The organism is Idiomarina sp. UBA4206 (assembly GCF_002383015.1).
In the GTDB taxonomy this organism is placed as follows: Bacteria; Pseudomonadota; Gammaproteobacteria; order Enterobacterales; family Alteromonadaceae; genus Idiomarina; species Idiomarina abyssalis.
In genome coordinates this window covers 61602-62378 of sequence record NZ_DFTS01000072.1, presented here as the reverse complement: position 1 = coordinate 62378, position 777 = coordinate 61602, and the positions used below count along the sequence as shown (strand labels likewise).

Here is a 777-nt window from a genome sequence, read left to right as displayed (position 1 = left end):
TGACGCAATCGCAGACATCAATGACATCGCCAATAGGAGATTTCTTCACGGTAAGAGATCACTTCCCGGTCAATTTAATTGCGCTAGATTCGGCTGACAATATACCGGACGAAGACGCGTTTATTGCCGAGATCCCGGAACTGTTTACTATTGCATCCAGTATGGCTGAAAGTGATCAGCAACAACTGCAAAGCATTAAAGTTGAACAGTCGTCAGGCAGCGCTCTGGTGGCTTTTCTGGAGCAGCAGCACAAACGTATGAACATATTGCTCGGTTATATGCTCCGTAATGAGGATGACCCCGAGTACCGGTTTGAGGGTGTTGAATATGGCGGCGGCGGCATTCGTATTGTCAATGACTCGCCATTAACAGAAGACCAGACGTTCCAGGCCAAATTGTTCTTCAAAGAAGAAGCTCTGGCAATTTACTGCTACCTGAGAGCTGAAAAGTCAGAGCCTGAAGAAAATGGTGATACTTACCTGTGCACTCTTAGCTTTGCTAAAATTCGGGAGGAAGATCAGGAACTCTTGATTCGTGCCAGCCTTCATGCCCAAAGCCGCCAGCTTAAAGAACGTTCAAAACAGCGCAGGGAACAAAAAGAAAGCGACTCCTTGTCATCCAAATCCTGATTGATTTCGGTATAATACCGACGTTTTTCCAAACCAGTTGAGTAGTCATGACTAAGGCATCTGTATTAAGACCCCCTTTCCCACCGGCAGCGAATAAAGATCTCACCTGGCAGGAACTGCACGGCAGTGCCCCTGCACTGGCCATTGC

1 protein-coding gene is annotated in these 777 nt (G+C 47.4%); it reads left to right on the top strand.

Annotation, left to right across the window (positions count from 1 at the left end; genetic code table 11):
- Positions 1-629: PilZ domain-containing protein (locus B3180_RS14370; protein ID WP_286845186.1), on the top strand; the 629-nt coding region annotated here is incomplete at its 5' end.
- Between the last annotated feature and the right edge of the window lie 148 nt (positions 630-777).